This window comes from Nonomuraea thailandensis, from assembly GCF_024172165.1.
In the GTDB taxonomy this organism is placed as follows: Bacteria; Actinomycetota; Actinomycetes; order Streptosporangiales; family Streptosporangiaceae; genus Nonomuraea; species Nonomuraea thailandensis.
Genome location: NZ_JAMZEB010000002.1, coordinates 9536566 through 9557317 on the forward strand (window position 1 = coordinate 9536566; position 20752 = coordinate 9557317).

The 20752-nt window shown below is 62.8% G+C and carries 20 protein-coding genes; 16 read left to right on the forward strand and 4 right to left on the reverse strand.

Going from position 1 to position 20752, the window contains the following annotated elements; all coding sequences use genetic code 11:
• Positions 1-49: 49 nt before the first annotated feature.
• Both HD597_RS47815 and HD597_RS47820 read left to right on the forward strand, forming a co-directional pair.
• Positions 50-1429 carry a hypothetical protein gene (locus HD597_RS47815; RefSeq protein ID WP_253753530.1) on the forward strand — a complete coding sequence of 460 codons (1380 nt, stop codon included), beginning with the start codon at positions 50-52 and terminating at the stop codon, positions 1427-1429.
• A 484-nt stretch (positions 1430-1913) separates the two neighbouring features.
• The gene (locus HD597_RS47820; RefSeq protein ID WP_253759725.1) at positions 1914-3767 is read left to right on the forward strand and encodes an IS481 family transposase; all 1854 of its coding nucleotides are present in this window, start codon (positions 1914-1916) and stop codon (positions 3765-3767) included.
• 671 nt (positions 3768-4438) lie between these two features.
• Here HD597_RS47820 and HD597_RS47825 read toward each other — a convergent pair.
• Positions 4439-5956: a reverse transcriptase domain-containing protein gene (locus HD597_RS47825; RefSeq protein ID WP_253753532.1), complete on the reverse strand. Its 1518-nt coding sequence runs from the start codon at positions 5954-5956 to the stop codon at positions 4439-4441.
• A 203-nt stretch (positions 5957-6159) separates the two neighbouring features.
• A complete protein-coding gene (locus tag HD597_RS47830) occupies positions 6160-7449 on the reverse strand; it encodes an NsdA family TPR-like regulatory protein (protein ID WP_253753534.1) in 1290 nt (429 codons plus the stop codon).
• Positions 7450-7794: 345 nt separating this feature from the next.
• Between HD597_RS47830 and HD597_RS47835 the strand changes: the two genes are divergently transcribed.
• The gene (locus HD597_RS47835) at positions 7795-8079 is read left to right on the forward strand and encodes a hypothetical protein (RefSeq protein ID WP_253753536.1); all 285 of its coding nucleotides are present in this window, start codon (positions 7795-7797) and stop codon (positions 8077-8079) included.
• Positions 8080-8330: 251 nt separating this feature from the next.
• Positions 8331-9065 (forward strand): GntR family transcriptional regulator, encoded by a 735-nt coding sequence (locus HD597_RS47840; RefSeq protein WP_253753538.1) that lies wholly within the window; start codon positions 8331-8333, stop codon positions 9063-9065.
• Positions 9066-9079: 14 nt separating this feature from the next.
• Here the strand turns inward: HD597_RS47840 and HD597_RS47845 are convergent, their stop codons facing one another.
• Positions 9080-9493: a hypothetical protein gene (locus HD597_RS47845; RefSeq protein ID WP_253753540.1), complete on the reverse strand. Its 414-nt coding sequence runs from the start codon at positions 9491-9493 to the stop codon at positions 9080-9082.
• Between the two features lie 165 nt (positions 9494-9658).
• On the opposite strand from HD597_RS47845, the gene HD597_RS47850 reads away from it, so the two are divergent.
• The 11 genes from HD597_RS47850 to HD597_RS47900 all read left to right on the forward strand — a co-directional run bounded on the left by HD597_RS47850 (position 9659) and on the right by HD597_RS47900 (position 19154).
• On the forward strand, positions 9659-10072 hold the full coding sequence (locus tag HD597_RS47850) for a plasmid replication, integration and excision activator (RefSeq protein WP_253753542.1): 414 nt from the start codon (positions 9659-9661) through the stop codon (positions 10070-10072).
• On the forward strand, positions 10073-10339 hold the full coding sequence (locus HD597_RS47855) for a hypothetical protein (RefSeq protein WP_253753544.1): 267 nt from the start codon (positions 10073-10075) through the stop codon (positions 10337-10339).
• On the forward strand, positions 10336-10650 hold the full coding sequence (locus tag HD597_RS47860; protein WP_253753546.1) for a hypothetical protein: 315 nt from the start codon (positions 10336-10338) through the stop codon (positions 10648-10650). Before HD597_RS47855 ends, HD597_RS47860 begins: the two co-directional genes overlap by 4 nt.
• Positions 10651-10738: 88 nt before the next feature.
• Positions 10739-12157, forward strand: coding sequence for an FtsK/SpoIIIE domain-containing protein (locus tag HD597_RS47865; RefSeq protein ID WP_253753548.1), 1419 nt, complete (start codon positions 10739-10741; stop codon positions 12155-12157).
• Positions 12154-12303 carry a hypothetical protein gene (locus HD597_RS47870; RefSeq protein ID WP_253753550.1) on the forward strand — a complete coding sequence of 50 codons (150 nt, stop codon included), beginning with the start codon at positions 12154-12156 and terminating at the stop codon, positions 12301-12303. The genes HD597_RS47865 and HD597_RS47870 overlap by 4 nt, the downstream gene beginning before the upstream one ends.
• A complete protein-coding gene (locus tag HD597_RS47875) occupies positions 12300-13913 on the forward strand; it encodes a replication initiator (protein ID WP_253753552.1) in 1614 nt (537 codons plus the stop codon). Before HD597_RS47870 ends, HD597_RS47875 begins: the two co-directional genes overlap by 4 nt.
• Entirely contained in the window at positions 13910-14101 is a 192-nt protein-coding gene (locus HD597_RS47880) for a helix-turn-helix transcriptional regulator (protein ID WP_253753554.1), read from the forward strand. The genes HD597_RS47875 and HD597_RS47880 overlap by 4 nt, the downstream gene beginning before the upstream one ends.
• Entirely contained in the window at positions 14098-15462 is a 1365-nt protein-coding gene (locus HD597_RS47885) for a tyrosine-type recombinase/integrase (RefSeq protein WP_253753556.1), read from the forward strand. The genes HD597_RS47880 and HD597_RS47885 overlap by 4 nt, the downstream gene beginning before the upstream one ends.
• A 772-nt stretch (positions 15463-16234) precedes the next feature.
• Positions 16235-17293, forward strand: coding sequence for a DUF262 domain-containing protein (locus HD597_RS47890; RefSeq protein WP_253753558.1), 1059 nt, complete (start codon positions 16235-16237; stop codon positions 17291-17293).
• Complete coding sequence (locus HD597_RS47895) at positions 17290-18057, forward strand: MAE_28990/MAE_18760 family HEPN-like nuclease (RefSeq protein ID WP_253753560.1); 768 nt, start codon at positions 17290-17292, stop codon at positions 18055-18057. Before HD597_RS47890 ends, HD597_RS47895 begins: the two co-directional genes overlap by 4 nt.
• Positions 18057-19154: a DNA cytosine methyltransferase gene (locus HD597_RS47900; protein ID WP_253759777.1), complete on the forward strand. Its 1098-nt coding sequence runs from the start codon at positions 18057-18059 to the stop codon at positions 19152-19154. Before HD597_RS47895 ends, HD597_RS47900 begins: the two co-directional genes overlap by 1 nt.
• A 146-nt stretch (positions 19155-19300) precedes the next feature.
• Here the strand turns inward: HD597_RS47900 and HD597_RS47905 are convergent, their stop codons facing one another.
• Positions 19301-19741: an NUDIX hydrolase gene (locus HD597_RS47905; protein ID WP_253753562.1), complete on the reverse strand. Its 441-nt coding sequence runs from the start codon at positions 19739-19741 to the stop codon at positions 19301-19303.
• Positions 19742-19816: 75 nt separating this feature from the next.
• Here HD597_RS47905 and HD597_RS47910 point away from each other — a divergent pair, with 75 nt between their 5' ends.
• A complete protein-coding gene (locus HD597_RS47910) occupies positions 19817-20599 on the forward strand; it encodes a GntR family transcriptional regulator (RefSeq protein ID WP_253753564.1) in 783 nt (260 codons plus the stop codon).
• Positions 20600-20752 lie beyond the last annotated feature (153 nt).

The following is a 20752-nucleotide window of genomic DNA, read 5'->3' on the forward strand; positions in this document are numbered from 1 at the left end:
TCCTGCGGGCGCCGCTATAGGGCTTGTTTACCGAACAGGGGGCGTCACCATGGCGATTCAGTACGACGACATGTGGAAAGCCACCGCTGCGCTGATGCAAGAGGCACTGGCGGAGCTGAGTGCGGCCGAGCCCGAGCCGATCTTCGCTGAATATGTAGGCAGGGACGGTTGGTGGCGCGCTGGGCAAGAAACACTGGTGCTGGTTCGGCGTCGACACTGGCAGCATCCGGCCGTGCTAGTCAGTCATGACTGGTGGAATCAGCTGCCGGGGATGCCGACCTTCTGTACGGCGCTTGCCAGTCATCCGGAGCTGAGCCGCAGGGTCAACACGTTGATTGGATTCGACTTCTCGGCAACGAGCCGAGAGCTGACCCAGGTACTGATCGCTGACTTGCTGACGCCGTTGGTCGAGGCGAACAGCACCTACGTCTTCGACCAAGCCCTCTTCGACGAAACGTACGAGCGGGTGGAGGCTGGCCTGCTCGCCTCGACTGTCCGACTGGTGCAGGCGGTGCCGTTGCTCGGTTTCGACATGGCCCTGCATCCCGAGGTGTCCTTGGGGGACGGTATGGTCCTCCGACTCATGACCGATGCCGAACTGTCAGCCGCCATTCAGACTGGTCTGCCGGACCAGGCGACATCGAGCACCTTGAGCCGGACGGTGTCGAGGTTCTATCAGCGTGCCGTAGTTAAGGTGACCACCTATCCGATTCGGGTCGGGGAGGTGGACGGACCGATCAACGTACCGCCCTCGATTGAGGAGGAGGTGCTGCGACTTCAGATCGCGCTGAGGCTAGTTTGCGGGGGCTCCGTAACAGTCGGCCGATCGTTCCAGATGCAGCATCCTGACGATTTCGACGCCAATCCTGGCTATTCGGCTTCGCTCAGTTGGAGCCAAGCGCCCGACTTGGCACGGCCCACGCTGCTTCTCAGTACGGCCGACGCCATGTCGGTCCAGCAGCTGATGACGATGCTTGCCACCCCGTCTGTCACGCAAGATCGGCCGCTTCAGATGGCGATCCGCCGTCTTGTGTTGGCTGGGTCCCGTGGCCTGCCGGAGGATCGTCTAGTAGATCTTATGGTGGCTGCTGAAGCTATGTTCATTCACGGCGCTGGGCATGGCAGGACCCAGCGCAAGAAGGCTCTAATCGCCTCAGGCGCGGCAAGCCTGCTCGATAGAGACCCCGAACTCGGCGCGTCCGCGGCCGCTATCTCAGGCTTCATGTCGAAGGCATACAATCTCCGAAACCATCAAGTTCATGCTGACCCAGGCGTAGCCCCCTCGATGAGCCTGCTGGACGGCTCCCTGGCATCCACGTTCCAAGCCGTCGTGGAGGACCTAGAGCGCGTGATGCGCCGTGCCGTCACCTTGGCAATTCAACAGACCGTCGCGGCCACTCCTCCGCTCCCTACCGGACCTCCGGTTTAAGTCCTCGGGATTAGGCGCGCCCTTGGCTTGGAATCAGACCGCAACCACGTTGACGGTGAGCCGTGCTGAGGAACGAAGCACGGATCGTCGATCGCCCCCAGCAATCTACGACGACCAGCCACGCCGCGGCGATCGTAGGGCTGCATGTGTGTGGCAGCGTGGCAACCCCGGCCGGTGCGTTCGGCCCGTACGGCGGAGCCGGCGTGCGGCGCCCGGCCCGGTGTCCCGCCGTCGTCCGGGACCGGCCCCCAGGCCGCACGCCCGGACGGCGGGCGGGCGGAGGGCCGGGGGTACGGTGGCGCGCCGCGCCGCCGCCTTGATACCTATGAGAGCAATTCGGCAACATACAGTCAGTCAACAGTGTCCTGTCTCGCTTGATGGTTGACACTCTGGCCTCGCTTGATGCTTGACACCTTGATCGTTATCTGTGCCTGCTCGTGGCGTTATCGGCGCTTCGGGGGAGGCTCGGGTGGCATTGGTGGAGTTGAGTGTCGTGGAGCAGCGCTATCACGCGGTGATCGAGGTGTTGTCGGGCGCGAAGGTCACCGATGTGGCCGGACGGTATGGGGTGTCGCGGCAGTCGGTGCATGCCTGGGTGCGGCGGTATCAGGACGGTGGCCTGGCGGGGCTGGCCGATCGGTCGCATGCACCGAAGGCGCATCCGATGCAGACGTCGGCTGCGATCGAGGCGCTGATCTGTGAGCTGCGGCGGGCCCATCCGCGGTGGGGGCCGCGTACCCTGTTGTGGGAGCTGGGCCGGCGCGGGGTGGAGCCGTTGCCGTCGCGGGCGAGCATCTACCGGGTGTTGGTGCGTAACGGGCTGGTCGAGCCGGTCACCCGCCGGCGCAGGCGCGAGGATTACCGCCGCTGGGAGCGTCCGGGGCCGATGCAGTTGTGGCAGATGGACATCATGGGCGGGCTGCTGCTGGCCGACGGCAGCGAGGCCCAGCTGATCACTGGCGTGGACGATCATTCCCGGTTCTGCGTGATCGCCTCGGTGGTGACCCGGCCGACCGGGCGGCTGGTGTGCGCGGCGTTCGCCGCGGCGATGCGCGCCTATGGGGTGCCGCTGGAGGTGCTGACCGACAACGGCAAGCAGTTCACCGGCCGGTTCGGCGGGCCGAAGGCAGGCGAGGTGCTGTTCGAGCGTGTCTGCCGGGAGAACGGCATCAAACTGCGTCACACCGCACCACGCACCCCGACCACCACTGGCAAGATCGAGCGCTTCCATCAGAGCGTGCGCCGCGAGCTGCTGACCGAGGCGCTGCCGTTCGCCTCGATCGAGACCGCCCAGGCCGAACTGGACGCCTTCGCCGAGCATTACAACACCGCCCGCCCTCACCAGGCGCTGGACATGGCCTTCCCCGCCGACCGGTTCTTCATCGAGCGCAGCGACGGACAACGCCGGGCCGAGCGGGAACTGCCACTGCACCTGCCCGCCGGCCTGACCACGGTGCCCGCCCCCGCTGCCGGCGTTGCTCCCGCGGCCCCTCCCGCGACCGCACCGCCGGATCTCCCGGCCCCGGCCATCCATCACTTCGATCAACCCGAACGGCCCGAGCCCGTCCTGATGAGCACGGTCGATCCGCTATCGCGCCAGGCGATCGAGGTCGATCGGGTCGTTCCTGCCTCAGGCAACCTGTCGATCGGTGGCCAGCAGCTCTGGCTCGGCCCCGATCGGGCGGGCATGCCGATCACCGTGTGGATCAGCACTCAGCGGCTGCACGTGTTCACCGGCAGCGGTGGCCGGCTCAAGAGCGTGGCCTCCCGGCTGACCGTCAAGGACCTGGCCGCGCTGCTCGCTTCGGGACAAGCCCGCCCAGCACCGGACGAGCCCGTCGCCGAGCCCGCGATTGCGGCGAGCGCCGTCGAGGTGGATCGGCAGGTCAGCTCGATCGGCACCATCAGCCTGGCCGGGCGGGCCCTGTGCATCGGCGCCCACCTGGCCGGCCGCCGCGTCATCGTGCGCTTGGACGGCATCACGGCCCGCGTCATGGACGAGGAACGCCTGCTGCTGCGCGCCGTACCCTGCCCACTCCCGCTCGCCGAGTGTGTCACCCTGCGCAACGCCCGCCCCGCCGGACCACCACCCGGCGCTCCGACCGAGCCCGTCACCGTCCAGCGGGTGGTCTGCAGCCGCGGGCACTTCCAGGTGGTCGGGCAGAAGGTCCAGGTCGGCCGGGTTCACGCCCGCAAGATCCTGGACGTGACCGTGGACGACACCCACATCACCGTGCGCGACAACGGCGAACCCATCCGCGTCGTGCCCCGAACCACCACCCAGGAGATCACCCGGATCAAGTCCCAAGCGCATACTAAGAAGCGAAAGATCGGCTAGGAGTGTCAAGCATCATCCGATGCCAAAGCGTCAAGCATCAAGTGAGACCAGACAACAGTCAGTCAACAGCTGGAGGCGGCAGCCAGGAATTGCGCTTGTGCAGTCAACTCACCGAGTGCTATACGTTTTCAAACGCGGCTCTGCTTCGAGGGCTTTTGCATCCAAGTAGCACACAAAATCTCGACACGTCAAAATACCTCGCAAGCAGGATGTAGGCGTGAAAATCAAGGACGTTGACGAAAGCTCGATATCTAGAATCTTTTTCAAGTCCCTCGACATGTTGACGAGCTGATTTACCCTTCCCGCTTGCAGACGTGTTAGCCTACCTTCCCCATGCACGATTGCATTCCTTGCGTCTACCAAGGTAAGGAACGCCTGGGTCTCCTTATCACCTTTGATCGATATACAGAAACCATCCCTCAGCCATCCCAGTCGCGATTCCCATGCCCTGTAGGGATCATCCCCTGTGGCGCTAAGTAGAGCATTCCCAAACGGCGTACTCCGTATATCGCTCAGGTCAATCAAAGATCGCAGCAACCCATCGGTATATCCCTCTACTAGAGTCGCAGCCGAGGTGACCAACCAGTGTTGGTCACTACGAGTATGGGTACTAGTACTACCTCTCCGCGCGAGACGGGCTAGCGCCAATAGACATCGATCAGCTGACTCAGTCAGGTCTTGGGGATCAATGCGCTTGCCCATTTGACTGCCTCTCGATTCAATGGGGAGTCGCCTTCGATCGCACGCACGATGGAGTTATCGAGTCCTTGCTGAAGCGTTGATGCCGCAGCAATAGCAGGCTTGGTCATACCAGAGGCTGCCCGGTAAATCTCTCCAACCTCACCGGCTGTCAGTTCGCCCAAGACAGCTCGGACCCAGGTCGCCTGAGCCCGCACTGTCTCGTGTCGATCATCCAACTGCTGAGCTACCCATTCTCTCACCCTACGGGGAGCCTCACTGATATTCGGTGAAACACGTTCAATGGTGTCCAACAGCCATAGCTTCGCCCAGGGGCTTTGTCGAGCCATAACGATTAGACGGGCCACTGAGCTCCAGTGCCTCTCGTCCAGGCCCGCCTTTGCACGTGCGACAATGTAGTTGGATACTGCCTCTAGATATCTAGGATGCCGAAATACGATATCCTCTAGTCGGCGATCCGAGATTCGCTTTTGATACGACTGCAGGCCGGACAGGATAAGCGGTATCGAGATGGAGGTAAAGCCTTCTATCTCCGCCTCAGATCCCTCCCTCTGCCCCCTTCCCCAATCGCTAAGTAGATCCCAATACGCGCGCTGAGCAGTGTCCTTATCCTCGGGCTCAACGGCGATCTCCTCTGGATCCTGATTGGAGTATGGAGGTGGAGCCGCGAAGAAGACTCGTGTTAGCGTCTCCTTGGCTCGCCAGATGTATCCATTGAAGAAGTTAGCTTCACTTTGTTGCTGGTCGATCAGCGTTTGCCTGCGATAGATTCGCGTCTTGTGCGCAGAGAGAATAAGCCCGAGCTCTCGAGCATATTCAGCCGCATGTTCGATGACCTCGTTCGCCGTGAGCCAATCGCTCGCCGTGGCCCTGATGTCATCAGCGTATCGACGAACGCTGTAGCCATGGCGACCTAGCTTGCGGTCTAGAATGCTGAGATAAACATCAGCAAGCCGATCGCTAGTATCTTGCATTTGCGGAAGGCCGCGAGATTGCTTCGACACTTCACCGAGAAACGACATCAGTGCATCGGCGGTATTAAAATCCATCGAACGGAGCATGACTTCGTCACACAGGATGCTATGTCCGATATATTCATAGCACGCCGCTATGTCGATCTCGACAATATACTCTGAGCTTCCATCGAGGCCGAAGCTTTTAAGTGCGTCATACTTCCCGGCGCCCCTCGACTGAGGAGGGAGATCCTTCGCTATGGCTTGCATAAGCGATCGATAGAGCGTTCGCTCTAAGGTTCCAGTTACCAAAACAGGCCTAGGACCGAAGCCAGCACGCGGCATGGTGAGAATTTCACTTGCAATCACCATACCCGCACTAAGAGCTGCGGACATATGGCTGGCGATAGTTGCGGTTGCGTTCTCTAGGCAGCGATCCAGTATCAGGCAAGGGAAGTGGTCGAGTGGCGTCTTTATTACATACTGAGCGCTTTTCTCGAGATCCAACGCCGCGAGATATGGAACATCCAGACGCATCTTTCACCCGCACGACCTGAGGGGCAAGCCGGATTGCTGCCACCACGCATCATGCCACATATGAGCTATTTCGTCACTTCTTTTAGCACCCATACGATCCGCGTGTACGGTATGCGACCCTTTTTGCGCCATGTCTGATTCTATGCTCCACGCCAAGCCGCCCTGATTATGGGGGCATGGCTCAACTCATAGCTTTATAACGTCTAGTCGAGCAGGTCTGGGCGGCGGCTCATGAGTGCGCGCCGAGCTGTCACATACCTCTCGTGAAATTCGGCTGCCAGCACTTCCCGGCGATAACGCTGCCGTAGTACTCGATCAAGATCCCCAGCACGATTTACGAGGTCGGTAAGAGATCTCCGATCGATGTCGAAGGCAGCCAAACCTTGTTCAACAGCCGCATCGAGATCACCACGTCTTGCATGGACAATCCCGAGATCTATGTGTGCGTCGGCGACCCGCATGGGGGCATTGGAGGTGCCGTCTGGACGTGTGTGCATCTGGATAGTTTCGCGGGCGTGTTCTTCGGCGCGGTCGTCGTCGGCGAGCCAGGTGTAGCAAGTGGCGGCGTAGAACACCCACTTGGCGTGGTCGAAGACGAAGTGGTGGTCGGGGTGGTCGGGCATGGGCAGGCTGCCCAGCACTTCGGCTCCGCGTGTCAAGGCGCGGTCAGCTTCACGGCCGTCGCCGATGCGGGCGAGGCCGCGGGCTTCTTGGAGGGTGAGTTGGACCATGGCGCTGCTGGTGCCGGCGACGGCTTGGCCCATGCGGGCGGCGGTGACGACGTCTTCGTAGCGGCCTTCGACGAGGGCGAACCACGCTGACATCTCGTGTGCCCAGCCCATGAGTTCGCCGTGTCCGACCTGGCGGCCCATTTCGAATGCGGCGCGTCGGGCCGTTTCGGCCTCTTCCCTCTCCCCCAGGTCGTAGTGGACGCAGCCCAGTAGGGCGGTTAGCCACCCGGTGATCACGAGCAGTTCGCGGTGCTGATCCAGGGTGAGGCGGCCGGCGAGTAGGTGATTGATCTGCGCCAGGCGTTTTTGCGTCCGGTCCCGTAGGGTGCCTGCGGGTACCACTGGATAGGCGCGGCACAGGAGATCGACGGCCTCGGCAAGGGCTTCCAAGGTTCCGGTTCCAACGTCGGAAGCCTGGAGTTGCTGGGCGAGTTCCATGGTGCCGTATAGGTCGGCCTCGGCTCGAAGGGCGTCGGCCGGGATGATGTGGGCCTCGATGAGGCGGCTTTCGTTCCGCCTCCCCTGGGAGAACCCGAGGCCTTCCGGTTCCTTCCCGGTCAGCTGGGTCAGCGCGAGCCGGTATTCGGCGCGCGGCCATTTGACTTCGCCTGCTTCCCAGCGCCGGATTCGCTCCTCGTCGCAGGTCAGCCTTTGCGCGAGTCCGATGGGCGTGGTGTTGATCTTTTCTGCCATCTGGGCGCGGTTGAGCTTTTCCTGATTGCGCCAAGCACGTAGGCGCACGTTAGGGACGTAGTCGGGCATCTTCGGGTCTTCCTCCCGGCTGGGGGCTCGAAAGGGGAAATGAGGGGGCCGTTCAGGGGTCCTGCTCAGACTCGGTTGCCGGTGGACTTGTCATCAATCAACCACGGTACGTCACGCGGCCTCCCGCCACAGGGAACGCCGGATGAACGAGGAGATGGCGACGGTGATCCGGCCAGACGAGATGAGCAAGACGTCGCCGTGCCCCGGCTGCCGGGGACGCGGGATCAAGCTGCGCGACTCGCGCCGTGCGCTTCTCATCGGCGACTGCGACACAGATCAGACCCCTAGTGAGGAGCGGGAGTGTCTCGACTGCCTCGGAGGCGGCCAGGCCGAAGGGAACGGGAAATGAACTCGATCATGCAGGCGGCGATGAACGACTTCCTGCAACACCAGCGTGAGGGGGACCTGCTCGTCCGACTGCACGCCCAGCTCACAAACCTCGGTGTCAACGCCGAGTTGCGCGACGACAACACCGCGCTGGTCGTCCACAAGCGTGAGCCGGGGCTGCCGGTGTGGGTGTTCGTCGGGTTCGGCGGAAACTACTACTCCTGGCAGAGCGCCGAGCAGCGGCACCCGGCCCACGATCCGGAGGGCGCGGCAAAGCTTCTGGCTGAGTACATCGCCAGGTGATGACCGGCGCGGAGAGACAAGTGCGCTCCCTGCCAAAAGGGGTAGGGATTGCCGCCGCCTTGTCTCGTCGCGCCTCTCCCGGCAGGCAGTTGCAGTGGTGGCCCCCGCGGCGTCCTTTCCCCGCCCGGCTGCTGGGCTGCCTGCCGGTTCTCTCTGTACGGCTCCCGGCCTTGTCCCAACCGCGTGGACAGGCTGTGGTTCGCCGGTTACTCTCAAACTTGGTAAAACAACCTGTCGGCTGTTGGACGGTCATGATGTCGCTAGAGTCCGTGCCGCCTAAGTATGCGCAGCTTGTCCAGACTCTTCGGAGGCGCATCGAGGCAGGAGACTACCCACCGGGCACGCTCCTGCCCAGTGAGAACCAGCTCATCCAGGAGTTCAGCGTCTCCCGTCCCACCGTGGTGGCCGCCCTACGCGTGCTTCGCGAGCAGGGCTGGATCGAATCTCAGCAGGGCAAGGGACGCTTCGTACGTGGCCGTCCGGCCATGGCTTCCATCGAGCAGAAGCGGCCTGGACAGGCGTACCTGACCACGCCGGAGGCCGACACCACCGGCGACGTTGTTGAAGTGAGCGCTGTCACCGCTCCGAACCGCGTCGGTGTGCTGCTCGACGTGCAGCCCAAGAGCAAAGTGTTCGTCCGGCGGCGGCTCATCGTGCGTAACGCCGAGCCGACCGAGCTGGTATCACTGTGGCTGCCGTTGGATCTTTCCGGCGGTACGGATCTCACCAGCGATGAGCCGTTGCGGCAGGGACTCCGGGAGCACCTCCAGGCGCGTAAGGGCGTCCGGTTCGATCACATCGTGGAGCAGATCACCGCGCGCATGCCCTCGGCAGACGAGGCCAAGCAACTGGCAATGCCCCCGAACGTTCCGCTCCTGGCCGTCTTCGGCGCCGTCCGTGACGCCTCCGGCCGGCCCCTTGCCGTCGTCGAGGTCCTGCTACCTGCCGACCGGCATGAGCTGGAAGACGCCTACCCGATCACGTGACGGGGAGCTGCCGTCTATGTGCAGCGGAAGTCCCAATCGCTGGAGCTGATGTCGCTGAACTCCACAACGACGGCTCTACCGTCTGCGGCGTTCTCGCCCCAGGTCAGACGGACGTTGGCCTCGTTCTCCACTCCGGCAATCGCGGCTTTGCGGTAGTAGGCACCGATCTCGCCCGCCGACAGCCCAGTGCTGAGGGGCAGTCGGATCTCGTAGTGGCAGTAGTCGCCACTGCCACCGCTGTTCTTGCCGAATTCGGCTTCGATGTCGCCGTTGCTGCGTGTCTCAGGCGGCAGCGGGATGGCCAGCACTCGCTCATGGAAGTTGTCGAGCCGGGCATCGTCGCGCCACACCGGCTTCATGATCAGCAGGAATAGCCCGACCAGCGGGGCGATCACGACCACGGCTAAGCAGCCCCACAGGATTCGCACCAGATCCTCCCCAGATGTCGGGCCATCGGCTTAGGCGACTGTCTATCGCACTGGTGACACGCCCGTCACTTCACACCTAGTCACTTGACCTAGCAAGCTACGGAGAGTTATCGTCTAACTACTTGATAGGTCGAGTGCCTGTCATTCAAGAGAGGAACCCACGTCATGGCTCTGCAAGGCCCCATCCCCGTCACCTTCGCCATGGTCTTCCCGCACGGCTGCTACATCGTCGGCGAGGTCGAGCCCGTCAAGGACTTCGACGCCTCCGCCGGCGGCCGGTTCGTGCAGGCCCGCGACAAGCAGACCCAGGAGCTGGTCTGGCAGGTCGCGGTCATGGACGGTGACCCGACCCTCAAGCCCGCCCAGAAGACGGTGGCGGTCAAGATCCTGGCCCCGGTCCAGCCGGTGCCGCCGCAGCCCATGCCGGGGCTGCCGTTCACGCCGGTCGAGTTCGACGGCATGGCCGTCACCCCGTACGTAAACGCGGCCGGACGTCTCGCCTACTCGATCAAGGTTCAGCAGATGCATGCTCCCCGCCAGAGCGCCCAGCCTGCCAAGACCGGAAAGGAAGCCGCCTAAATGACCCGACGCCGTACTCCGCGCAACAGCGTGATCCGGCTGACCACCGGGCACGCCGCCCGCACCATGAACCACCCGTTCGCCCGCCGTGAGCCCGTCCTGGCGCTCGACTTCGGTGCCACCTCCGTCCTGGTCACCACCAACGGGCCCGTGACGGCGGAAGACATGGAGTTCGCCCGCCAGCTCGCCCACGCGGCTCACCGCTTCGCCCGCTCCGTGGAGCGCAGTTTCTACGGCCTCCCGGACGGCAAGGGGGTGGCAGCGTGAGCGAGCCCCGGCCCTACACCTACGTCACTTTGTCCATGCAGCCCGACTGCGCGCCGCACGTCGGCGTCTCCTTCCACACCCCGCGCCTGAAGGTCCGTGCCGGGCTCCTGCTCAGCAACCCGCGCCCGTACCTGGACTTCGCCTCTCATGAGGCGAACGTGCACATCTCCACCACCGGGGCCGGGCCGGTCACCGACGCCGACCTGAGCCTCGCCCGCGAGATCTTCAACGCCGCCGCTCGCTACCTCGCCGACTGCGAGCAGTTGCACACCGAACAGTCGGCCCAGGACGCCACCAACACGGCGGCCTGACGCATGAGGCGGGGCCGCTGGAAGCGGCAACTTCCGGCGGCCCCTCGGCTCTCCCACGACTTGCTCAATCACGAGAGGTTCCCAGCTTATGTTCAAGCGGCTGCCTGGCGACGAGGCGCGCACCCTCGTCTCCACCACGCCCGATACAGCCGTCGTCTTCCGACCGGCCGTGCTCAAGACACCCGCCATCATCACCTTCCTCGTCTACGGCTGGCGCTTCCTGTCCGCCCTCGTCCGCACCACCTGGCGGCATCCGGTCGCCGTCGCCGTCCCGGTCGCCCTCGGTGGCATCTGCTACTGGTACGGCTGGCCTGCTGCGGCGTCCACGCTCGGCTTCGTCGTGCTGTCCCTGCTCGCCTGGGCCTGCACCGACGGCGATCTCTTCGCCCGCCTCGTTGGCTTCCGGCTGCTGGCCTGGTGGCGGCTGATGTCGGTCTACCGGCGGCACTGGAACGGCGTCATGGACGTCTCCGGCCTGGCCAAGCGCGTCAACGGTCGCGTCTACATGCCGCGTCTGCTCCGCGTCACCTGCGACGGCTGGGCCGACCGCATCACGGTCCGGATGCTCGGCGGCCAGGCGGTCAAGGACTGGTCCGACCGCATCGACAACCTCGCCCACGGCTTCGGCGCCACCTCATGCCGGGTCGCGCTCGTCAAAGGCGGACGGCTGCTGCTGACCTTCCCACGCAACGATCCGTTGGCCGCTCCCATGCCCGCGCTGCCCATCCCGGACGAGCCATCGGTCGGACCGATTGAGATTGGCAAGCAAGAGGACGGCCGACCGCTCCGGCTCAAAGTGCACGGCACCCACGTCCTGATCGCAGGCGCGACCGGAGCCGGCAAAGGCTCCTTCCTCTGGGACACCATCCGCGGACTGCTCCCCGCCATGCGGGCGGGCCTGGCCCAGATCTGGGCGCTGGATCCCAAGCTGATGGAACTGTCCTTCGGACGGGAACTGTTCCAAGGCCGCTACGCCGCTGATCCGGGCGACTGCGCCGACCTGCTCGACGAGGCCGTCTCCGTCATGCAGAAGCGGGCCGCCCGCTTCGCCGGACTGCAGCGCTCCCACATCCCGACCATCGAGGACCCGTTCGTCCTGGTGCTCGTTGATGAAGTCGCGTTCCTGACCGCCTACCAACCCGACCGGCAACTCCGGCAACGCACCTCCGCCGCCCTGGCCACCCTCGCCACCCAAGGCCGCTCGGTCGGCGTCGGCGTCATGGCAGCCCTCCAGGACCCACGCAAGGAAGTCATGAACATCCGCAACCTGTTCCCCGACAAGATCGCCCTCCGGCTCGACGAGTCCGAGCAAGTGGACATGGTCCTCGGCGACGGCGCACGCGACCGGGGCGCACTCGCCGACCACATCTCCCCAATACCGGAACTGGGCGCGGGCGTCGCATACATGCGACTGGAGACCTCACCCGAGCCCATCCGGGTCCGCGCCGCCTACGTCTCCGACACCGACATCCGCGCCATGGTCGCCTACTACGGGCAGGCCGCATGACTCACCTGCTCCACGGCCTGCGCTGCGCCACATGCCTCACCCTGAACGCTCTCTGGCTCGATCCCCTCCGCGGCCTGGTCGAGTGCTCCGAGTGCGGCCAGACCGCGCTCATCGTCACCGACCCCGACGAAGGGAGGACCGCATGACCCATGCGCACGACCGCGCCCTCCCCCGTGCCGTCCGACAGGCCATGCCGATGGCCCGCGACGTGCTCGTAGAGGTCGCCAAGCAGCACGGCGTCTGCATCCGCCCCATCCCGCTCAAGCGCCTCGACGTCGTCACCGGCAAGACCGAGATCATCGACGTACCGTGCGGGGCCACCCTCGACAGCAAGTGCCCGCCCTGCGCCAAGCGCAACAAGCAGCTCCGCAAGGCCCAATGCCGCGAAGGCTGGCACCTCGACACCGAACCCGCCATCACACCCGACGAGCCCAACGAGGAACAACGCTGGCTGGTGGAGTTCCGCGCCGACTACCAAGCCCAGCGCGAGGCTGCCGAAAAGGCCGGCGACGACACCACCGAACTGGAAGCGATCATCTCCGGCCTGGACGAGGAGATCAACGCCGCTGGGATGCGCGGCAACGTCCTCGGTCGTACGGCATTCAAGCGCTCTCGCTCCACCCGGCGGCGCCAGGACGCACCAGACCTGCCCAAGCGCAAGATGACCCACACCACCCTGGGCCGCACCTTCCAAGGCAGCGACGGCAAGATCTACCGGCCGTCCCTGTTCGTCACGCTCACCTTGCCCTCGTACGGCAAGGTTCGCGACGGCGCACCCATCGACCCCAACACCTACGACTACCACCGCGCCGCCCGGGACGCACTGCACTTCTCCAAGCTGGTGGATCGCTTCGTGCAGAACCTGCGCCGCGTGGCGGGCTATGACGTGCAGTACTTCGCTTCGGTGGAGCCTCAGAAGCGGCTCGCCCCGCACCTGCACATGGCCATTCGTGGAACGCTCCCACGCGCCGAGATCAAGCAGATAGCCGCGGCCACTTACCACCAGGTCTGGTGGCCCCAGGCCGACGAAGTCGTCTTCGACGGCGACCACGTGCCCGTCTGGCAGGACTGCACCGGCTACCTGGACCCGGCCACCGGCGAAGTCCTGCCGACCTGGGACGAAGCCCTCGACGCCCTCGACGAGGACGCCGAACCGCTCCACGTGATCCGTTTCGGCGAACAAGTCGATGTCCAAGGCGTGCTCGCGGGCACCCCGGACGCCGACCAGTGCATCCGCTACCTGTCCAAGTACCTCACCAAGTCCATCGGCGACGCCCTCGACGGCGGCCAGACCCAGCAACAGCACGCCGCCCGCATGCTCGATGCGCTCCGCTACGAACCCTGCTCGCCCACCTGCCCGAACTGGCTGCGTTACGGCATCCAGCCCAAGGACGCCAAACCCGGCATGCACCCCGGCCGCTGCCGTGGCAAGGCCCACAAGCCCGAACACCTCGGTTACGCGGGACGCCGCGTCCTGGTCTCCCGCAAGTGGTCGAACAAGACCCTCGCCGAACACAAGCAGGACCGCCGCACCTGGGTCCTGGAAGCCCTCGGCCAGGCCGACGAGCCCACCGACCCACACCGCTACATCTGGCGCCCCGTCCCGGCCGGAGACGCCAACGTGCCACCCCTCGCCCTCCGCCTCCTCCGCTCCGTCCACGAACGCCAACGCTGGCGCGCCCACCTCCGTGAACTGGAAGCCAGAGCAACCGGACAAGATCTTTCGGCAGTCGAAGACGTGGGGAGGGCCGCATGACCGCACAAGACGAGCTGCTGACCGTCCGACAGGTCCTCGACGAACTCGGCGGCGTCTCCCGCCGGACCTTCTACCGCTGGCGTGAGATCGGCAAGGCACCGGAGGGCATCCGCCTGCCCAACGGTGAACTTCGCATCTACCGCAGCGACCTCAACGCCTGGCTCGAATCCCTCCGGAGCGTCACATGACGGCCTCGTACGACGTGAAGTTCTTCGAGATCACTCGCAACAAGTCCAGCAAGACACCCTCGTACGTCGTCCGCTGGTCCGTCGCCCGCAAGCGCTCCTCGAAGACCTACCGGACCAAGGCCCTCGCCGAGAGCTTCCTGTCCGACCTGCGCCAGGCCGCCAAGCGTGGTGAAGCCTTCGACGTGGACTCGGGGCTACCGATGTCCATGATCAAGGCCAAGGACGCTCGGAGCGTTCTGGAGTTCGCCCAGGCGTTCATAGAGATGAAGTGGCCACATGCAGCGGCCAAGAGCCGGGACAGCATGTCCGATGCCCTGGCGACGGTCCTGCCCGCTCTGACCAAGGAACGGACGGGTCGCCCAGATGCCCGCGAACTGCGCACGATCCTCCGTAAGCTCCTCCTCCTGCCCGAGGACAAGCGCCCGACAGTGCCGCAGCAGCACACTTCCGCCGTGGCCTGGATGAAGGCGGCCTCGCTCGACCTGGCCAACCTGGAAGAAGCCAAGACCGTGCGGCTCGCGCTGTACGCCCTGACGCTGTGCCTCGACGGCAAGGCGGCAGCGTCCACGACGATCGCCCGCAAACGCGCCGTCTTCCACGCCCTCCTGGAGTACGCGGTAGAGCTGGAAGAACTTTCGGCAAATCCGCTGCACAAGATCAAGTGGAAGCCGCCCAAGACCACGGAGACGGTAGACCCTCGCGTCGTAGTGAACCCGCGCCAGGCGCAAGAGTTGCTGACCGCGGTGACCTACGTAGGCCGACGCGGCAGAGGCCGGCGACTCATGGCCCTCTTCGCCTGCATGTACTACGCCGCCCTTCGACCGGCCGAAGCAGTGGGCCTCCGTGTCCAGGACTGCCACCTGCCCGCCGCAGGTTGGGGACGGCTGACGATCGACGTGTCTCGACCCGAGGTCAACACGCAGTGGACCGACACAGGGGACGCACACGAGGAACGCGGCCTCAAGCACCGGGGCAGACAAGACGTCCGACCGGTGCCCGTCCCTCCCGAACTGGTCAACATCCTCCGCGAACACATCGCCGAGTACGGAACGGCCAAGGACGGCCGGATCTTTCGCAGTGAGCGAGGCGGGGTCGTCGCCTCAACGGCGTACACAGAGGTCTGGCAGGCCGCCCGACTTCTGGCCTTCACGCCCGCCCAGGTCGCCTCTCCGCTCGCCAAGCGTCCTTATGATCTCCGGCACGCGGCGGTGTCCCTCTGGCTCAATGCGGGCGTGTCAGCCCCGGATGTGGCCGAACGAGCGGGCCACAGCGTCGATGTCCTGCTGAGGGTCTACGCCAAGTGCATCGACGGCCAACAGGAGATCGCCAACAAGCGGATCGGCGACGCCCTCGCCGCATGACCCACACCTCAACCCCGCCCAGAGCCTCGGCCGCCACCGGGGCTCTTGTTCTTGGCCGCGTATTGGCCGGAACCAAGGCTCGACCTGCGGAAACGCGCTCAAGATCATTGCACGCATATTGGTGGACCAGCGACAACAGGCCGCTCAGAGCGGCATCCGGCTGCATACCCCTGAAAGGCAGAAGAGGCCCCGTAGGGCCTCTGAGCTGCACTTACTGCTGGTGGCAGGTGCAAGGTTCGAACTTGCGTAGGCTGAGCCGACGGTTTTACAGGGCATCCTTGCAACCCGCTCTGACCTGCGCGTTCGTCCTGGCTCCATGGCTAGCTGTGCACGCATTCAACGTAACGCACAAGCGATCACGGCTCAGGAGCCCTGAGACAAGAACACGTCGCGACTGGACCTCTCCCTCCGCCCTGTCGCCGAAAGGCACTCTACGAGCCGCTGAGACCGCCCTCCTTCAGGCGGGCCAGTGCGCGTCCATCGGCAGCCGGCCACCCAGAGGCCACAGGCAGCTCCCCTCCAGGACCAAGGGGGTAGGTGGACACTGGCGGAAGCGGACTCAGCCACCCGACTCGGATGAAAGTCGCATCACTACAGATAAGGGGTCTTGCTCGTTACCGGCGTCCACACGGGCCGATTCGGACATGAGATGCGCAAGAGCAGCAGCGTATGACATGATCCAGTGGGGATGTGTATCCGCAACGCCAGTCGAATGCACGAGCCCTCAAGCAGCGGCCATACGAAGAGGGGCGGGCCAGAGGTGAGTCAGGGCATGATCCTCACTGCGGAGGACCTTGAAGCCGCCGAGAACCAGATCTTTGAGCAGGCCAAACGCATTGAGTTCTACATTACCGAGTATTCGGTTGAGATCCTAGCGAACAAAATGCAGACTGGCGAGTATGTGGTGCCTGCATATCAACGCGAATTCACTTGGGAGCATGAGCGAAAGTCCAAGTTCATTGAATCTCTGATCATGGGCCTTCCGATCCCGTTCATATTCTTTTGGGAGATGCCTGACGGCAAGCTGGAAATAGTCGACGGATCCCAAAGGCTTCGCACTCTTCAGGAGTTTATTTTCGGGAATCTCCAACTAGGAGATCTCGATCAGCTAACCCACGTCTCCGGTTTTCGATTCACCGATCTTCCTGAATCCCGACAGCGTAAGATCAAGAACCGCTCCATCCGTGGCATTGTGTTAAACGAACATGCCGACGAAGCGGCGCGACTCGACATGTTCGAGCGGATCAACACCGGCAGCAAGATCGCGAACTACGCCGAGATCCGCCGCGGCGCCCTTGCTGGCCCCTTCATCCAGATGGTTATCGATCTCGCACAGGACCCGCTTTTCGTTCAACTCGCACCAATGAGCAAGAAGAGGGAGAAGGAGCGAGGCCCCGAAGAACTGGTCACGCGCTTTTTTGCTTATGGTGATGGCCTGGATGGGTATCGCGATCGGCCCTCAGATTTCATGTTCGATTACTCCAAGAAGATGAACGAGGAGTTCAACGAAGACCCGAGGCTAGCAGGCCGCTACCGCCAGAGGTTCGCCGAGACGATGGCTTTTGTGGCTCGCGTGTTCCCGCATGGCTTCACTAAAACGCCAAAAGGTCAAGCCACACCACGAGCACGTTTTGAATCTATTGCGATCGGCTCGTATTGGGCGCTCAGCGAGCGACCGGAACTCGCGAACCTAGAAGCCGGCCGCATCAATGTTGCAGAGTGGATCCACGGAGACGAGTTCTCGAAGATCACCGGCTCGGATGGGGCCAACGCAAAAGCGCGCTTGAGGGGTCGCATCGACTTCGTTCGCACACGCCTGGTGAGCTCATGAACATCTCTGATCTCCTACCGTTTTACACGGAGCGCTTCAAGGAGATTGAGTCGTATCTGGACTTTCTCGGCGAAGTAGAACGATCGGCGCAAGCGGGCGTTCCTAAAGTACTCGGCTCCAACCAACCCATCGCCTCTGCTTATACCATCACCGCCTCACAGCAAAAAATCCTTTATTCAAGCGTTTACCTCCAACTTTATAATCTCGTTGAGGCTACGGTATCAAGGTGCATAGCCGCCCTATGTATGGCTGCCCAATCGGGCAGCCAATGGGGCCCCGAGCACCTAAACCCATCACTCCAAAGAGAGTGGGTCCGCGCAATGGCAAGGACGCACGTAGATCTCTCTCCGGAGCATCGGCTTGCACAGGCGGTGGCGATGTGCAATCACCTCATCGACAGGCTTCCAATTGATTCGTTCAACATTGAGATCGGCGGGGGAGGCAACTGGGATGACGAAACTATCGAGAAAATAGGCAAACGCATCGGTTGTCAGATCAAAATTTCCGCTGCAGTGCGAGCGGTAGCAAAAAGACCACTTCGGGACGACATGGGCGCCCTGAAGTTGGTAAAGAACCGACGAAACGACTTAGCACACGGCTCCATCTCCTTTGTCGATTGCGCAGATGGCATAGGAGTATCGGAGCTGCGTACGACCGTCGATGCGATCGGTGCATATTTACGAGAGGTTATTGACTGCTTCACCTCTCACATACAGTCGCATGAATTTCTAAAGCCTGAACATCAGCCAAAGGGGGTCGCGTGATGGACGAATCTAGCGCGCTTCCAAATATCTCCGCAGTCGATCTTTTCTGCGGCGCCGGCGGATTGACTCATGGCCTGGTCCGCAGCGGTATCACCGTGCGCGCTGGTATAGATGTCGATCCTGCCTGCAAGTACCCGTATGAGGCCAACAACGCTGCGGAGTTCATTGAACGCGATGTCAATGAGTTGCGGGCAGAAGAGTTGCGCCCGTACTTCCCCGAAGGGGACATATCACTGCTGGCTGGGTGCGCTCCCTGCCAGCCGTTCTCTACGTACAGTCGAAGCGGGAGGAGTAAGAAGCGCGGCCTAGACTGGCAACTGGTCTCTACCTTCGGCAGTCTCATCAAGGACCTTCAGCCGACCTTGGTGACAATGGAAAATGTGCCACAACTCGCCGATCACTCGGTGTTCAAGGAGTTCCTTTCCGCTCTCGCCGGCTACGCTGTTACATGGTCGGTCGTCGAGTGCGCGAAGCTAGGAATCCCACAAACTAGGCGTCGTCTGGTACTGTTGGCATCAAAACTTGGGCACGAAGGTCTTTCTATTCCCGAAACATTCGGTACTCGTAGCACTGTTCGCCAGACTATCGCCAGGCTACCTCGTATAGAGGCGGGTCAGCAGCATCCAAGAGACCCTCTCCACTATGCCTCATCGCTGAGTGAGACAAATCTACGACGCATCAGGGCTTCGAAGCCTGGGGGAACTTGGCGCGACTGGGACCCAGAATTGCTTGCCGCCTGCCATCGTAAGGACACTGGCACAAGTTATCCGAGCGTCTATGGACGTATGGAATGGGATGCTCCAGCGCCCACCATGACCACGCAGTGCTTCGGCTATGGGAATGGACGTTTTGGGCACCCCGAGCAGGATCGCGCCATTTCTCTCCGCGAGGCAGCCATGATCCAGACGTTCCCGCGCAAATACAAGTTCGTCAAGAAGGGCGAACCTGTCATATTCAAATCTCTCGGGCGACTGATCGGCAATGCTGTACCCGTCCAACTGGGCGAAGTTATTGGAAGCAGCCTAGTCGCTCACGTAAATGCAGTGAGCGGGGTTGCGGCGTCAGCCCTCGGGGATACACAAGACACCCTCTTCTAAAGGAACGGCCCTCGCTGAAGCCCGCTCGGCAGCGCACGCATCGTTTCCCCGTCCGTCGATATCCGGCGGTCGGGGAACGATGCGAAAGTTGCTAATCAATCGTGTGATCGCAGCGTTCTCGGGCAAGGCACTCCACCAACGTGACCTTAGAGGCTAAGCCCAACGATGTGAACACCATCATGTTCTCGCACTGCGGGCTTGCCGTCGCTGGTCATGGCGTCAATAACGCGGACAGCGAACGCCTGGACAGACAATGCGCGCGCTTCATCTGCAGTCACCCAGCGAAAGGCTTTTGATTCCTCGGATGCTGTAAGAGACCCTCCTACGGCATGACAGCGAAAGACGAGTGCGACGATACCGTGCTTCATGTTCTTATATACGCCGGTAAGTAGCTCCGGCTCGATCTCAAGCCCCGTCTCCTCCCGTACTTCGCGCCGGAGTCCACTAACAATGTCTTCATTCAGCTCAAGGACCCCTCCCGGCGCTTCCCAATGACCGTTGTCGCGACGCTGGATGAGCAACGCCCTACCTTGATCGTCTACGATGACGCCAGCGACGCTCACTGAGTGACGCGAGTCCTGATTCATGGCAATCCTTAGCGACTAGAAGCTAGCTAGACTCCAAGCTAGTACACGTATGTACGAGTGGAGGAGTTGACTTACATGGACTTCAGCATGCCTGGTCTCGATCCGGCATCAGACCGCCCCGTGTTCAAGCAGATCGCTGACCACCTTCGCGAGGCGATTGAGCGAGGGAGTCTAGAGCCCGGAGCCAAGGTGCCGTCCGAAGCCACACTGATGGCGCACTACGGCGTAGCGCGCATGACTGTCCGGAGCGCCCTCCAGCTTCTCCAGAGTGAAGGCTTGACCGTTGCAGAGCATGGGCGTGGCGTGTTTGTCCGTTCACGTCCGCCAGTTCGCCGGCTGGCGTCGGACCGCTTCGCTCGACGCCACCGGGACCGCGGCAAGGCCGCCTTCATCGTGGAGACGGAGGAGGCAGGAGGCAAACCTTCAGTCGATTCCATCCAGATCAGCGAGATGGATGCGTCGGCCGACGTGGCGAAGAGACTAGGTCTGGCCGCGCAAGACAGGGTCGTTGTGCGTTCCCGTCGCTACTTGATCAACGGCCATCCGGTCGAGACAGCGGTTTCCTACCTGCCTGCCGCTATTGCCGGCGGAACGCGGATCGCCGAGCCTGACACAGGACCAGGGGGGATCTACGCCCGCCTGGAGGAGATGGGCTATCGGTTGGATCACTTCGACGAGGAGATCAAGGCGCGGATGCCTCTCCGTGAAGAGGTTAAGGCTCTGAAGCTTGCGCCCGGCACGCCGGTCTTTCACCTCGTTAGGACAGCTTTTGCCGAAGATGGCAGGGCTGTAGAGGTCTGCGACACCGTGATGTCGAGCGACGCCTATGTGCTCTCCTACCAACTTCCTGCGAGATAGCGCTTGACTCCTCTAGACGAGTCTGCGATACATGAATCAGAACTCCTCTAGTCGAGTAGTCGCCTAGGCGAGAACGATGCGTACAGCCCAAAAGACCCCTAGGAAGGCGGCTTAAGCCGCGCGCCGAGGGCTGTGGCGCCTGCTGCTTGCCAC